Source organism: Rhizobacter sp., from assembly GCF_035702065.1.
Lineage (GTDB): Bacteria > Pseudomonadota > Gammaproteobacteria > Burkholderiales > Burkholderiaceae_C > Rhizobacter.
The window spans coordinates 1-2,599 of the sequence record NZ_DASSRA010000319.1; the positions used below are offsets into that span (position 1 = coordinate 1).

3 protein-coding genes and 1 pseudogene are annotated in these 2,599 nt (G+C 64.9%); all 4 read left to right on the top strand.

Annotated elements, in window-relative coordinates:
* Window positions 1-150, top strand: a pseudogene (locus VFL64_RS14170) (urea ABC transporter permease subunit UrtB); the annotation flags it as partial.
* Window positions 151-172: 22 nt separating this feature from the next.
* Window positions 173-1,378, top strand: a complete 1,206-nt coding sequence (gene urtC / locus VFL64_RS14175; RefSeq protein ID WP_489541027.1) for an urea ABC transporter permease subunit UrtC — start codon at window positions 173-175, stop codon at window positions 1,376-1,378.
* Between the two features lie 13 nt (window positions 1,379-1,391).
* Window positions 1,392-2,138 (top strand): urea ABC transporter ATP-binding protein UrtD, encoded by a 747-nt coding sequence (gene urtD, locus VFL64_RS14180; RefSeq protein ID WP_489541028.1) that lies wholly within the window; start codon window positions 1,392-1,394, stop codon window positions 2,136-2,138.
* 21 nt (window positions 2,139-2,159) lie between these two features.
* The coding region (locus VFL64_RS14185) for an ATP-binding cassette domain-containing protein (protein WP_489541029.1) at window positions 2,160-2,599 on the top strand (440 nt) is incomplete at its 3' end.

The following is a 2,599-nucleotide window of genomic DNA, read 5'->3' on the forward strand; positions in this document are numbered from 1 at the left end:
GTGGCCTCGGCCTTCGGCATCGCGCAGACGCAGTCGATCAGCGAGTTCTTCATGACCGGCTCGATGGCCAAGGTGCTGACGCTGTCGCTCATCGTGCTGATTCTGATGATGCGCCCGCAGGGGTTGTTCGCCGCCAAGGTCCGCCGTTGATCCGAAGTCTCTGGAGTACCGAATGATTGCGTTCAAGAAGTGGTTCATGAAGCCCGGCATGGGCAGCACCATCCTGCTGGCCCTCGTGTTGCTCGCGGTGTTGCCGCTGTGCCTCGACATCTTCCGCCTCAACCTGGTGGGCAAGTACCTCACCTACGCCTTCGTCGCGATCGGTCTCGTGATGGTGTGGGGCTACGGCGGCGTGCTGAGCCTGGGCCAGGGCGTGTTCTTCGGGCTGGGCGGCTACGCGATGGCGATGTTCCTCAAGCTCGAAGCCAGCGACCCCGAGAGCACCAAGATCCAGTCGACGCCGGGCATCCCCGACTTCATGGACTGGAACCAGATCACCGAGCTGCCCAGCTTCTGGCTGCCCTTCAAGAGCCTGCCGCTCACGCTGATCCTGGTGATCGCCGTGCCCACGCTCTTGGCCTTCATCATCAGCTACGCGATGTTCAAGCGGCGCGTGGGCGGCGTGTACTTCGCCATCATCACGCAGGCGGTGGCGCTGATCCTCTCGGTGCTGATCATCGGCCAGCAGGGCTACACCGGCGGCGTCAACGGCATGACCGACCTCAAGACGATGTGGGGCTGGGACATCCGCACCGACAGCGCGAAGTACATCCTCTACTACGTCTGCGCCGGCCTCATCCTCGCCAGCATCGTGCTGTGCGCCTGGATCCAGAAGAGCAAGCTCGGCACGCTGCTGCTGGCCATGCGCGACAAGGAAGACCGCGTGCGCTTCTCGGGCTACGACGTGGCCATGTTCAAGGTGGCGGTGTTCTGCCTGGGCGCCGCGCTCTCGGGCATCGGCGGCGCGATGTTCGCGCTGCAGGTGGGCTTCATGTCGCCCAGCTTCGTCGGCATCGTGCCCTCGATCGAGATGGTGATCTACGCCGCGGTGGGCGGGCGCATGAGCCTGGTCGGCGCGGTGTACGGCGCGCTGCTGGTGAACGCGGGCAAGACGCTCTTCAGCGAGACCTTCCCCGACCTGTGGCTCTTTCTGATGGCCGGGCTCTTCATCGGCGTGACCATGGCCTTCCCCAACGGACTGGCCGGTCTGTGGGAGAGCCACATCAAGCCCTGGTGGCTCAAGCGCAGCGCGGATCGCAAGCTGCAACGCGAACAACTCGCCGCGGCGCACGCCTCCTTCCCGCATCCGCCGCCCAAGCCCGCGGCCAAGACCCCGCCGAGCTCGATGCCCTCCGGTGTGAGCAGTCAGCAAGCCTAGGAGCACAACAGCCATGGGAAGCAACACCGACTTCGCCCTCGCGGTGGAAGACCTCACCGTGAGCTTCGACGGCTTCAAGGCCATCGACGCCCTCACGCTCTACATCGACAAGAACGAGCTGCGCGTGATCATCGGCCCCAACGGCGCCGGCAAGACCACGTTGCTCGACCTGATCTGCGGCAAGACCAAGGCCAGCGCCGGCAGCATCAAGTTCAAGAACGAAGAGCTGACTTCGCTGGCCGAGCACACCCGCGTGCGCCGTGGCATCGGCCGCAAGTTCCAGACGCCCTCGATCTACGAGAACCTGAGCGTGTTCCAGAACCTGGAGGTCTCCTTCCCCAAGGGCCGCTCGGTGCTGGGGGCGCTGTTCTTCAAGTGCAGCGACGAGGTGAAGGCGCGTGTGCAGGTGGTCGCCGAGGAAGTCGGCCTGGCCGCCCACCTGGAGCTGGAGGCCGGCCTGCTGAGCCACGGCCAGAAGCAGTGGCTGGAGATCGGGATGCTCTTGATGCAGGAGCCCGAGCTGCTGATGCTCGACGAGCCCATCGCCGGCATGAGCGCGCGCGAACGCGAGCTCACCGCCGAGCTGCTCAAGCGCATCTGCAAGAACCGCTCGGTGATCGTGATCGAGCACGACATGGACTTCGTCAAGCAGATCGCCCACAAGGTCACCGTGATGCACCAGGGAAAGATCCTCGCCGAAGGGTCGATGGAGAAGGTGCAGAACGACCCGAAGGTCATCGACGTCTATCTGGGCCATTGAGTCCGCACTAGGAGCACCGCCATGCTGAGCGTGAAGGACCTGTTCGTCGCCTACGGGCAAAGCGAGGCGCTGCACGGCATCTCGTTCGAGGCGGCACCGAAGGAGACCGTGGCCATCATGGGCCGCAACGGCATGGGCAAGACCACGCTGTTCAAGAGCCTGATGGGCGTGCTGCCGGCCAAGGCCGGCTCGGTGAGCGTGGCCGGCCAGGACATCACGAAGGACGAGAGCTACCGCCGCGTCGCCAAGGGCATCGCCTACGTGCCGCAGGGCCGCATGATCTTCCCGACGCTGACCGTCGAAGAGAACATCCAGACGGGCCTCGAGCACGCCAAGGTCCGCAAGATCCCCGACGAGATCTACGCGCTCTTCCCCGTGCTGTACGACATGAAGTCGCGCAAGGGCGGCAACCTCTCCGGCGGCCAGCAGCAGCAGCTCGCGATCGCGCGCGCGCTCGTCAC

Bases quoted from the DNA above. Each gene is read 5' to 3' on its own strand.
- urtC (WP_489541027.1), top strand. From the start codon at position 173: ATGATTGCGTTCAAGAAGTGGTTCATGAAGCCCGGCATGGGCAGCACC.
- urtD (WP_489541028.1), top strand. From the start codon at position 1,392: ATGGGAAGCAACACCGACTTCGCCCTCGCGGTGGAAGACCTCACCGTG.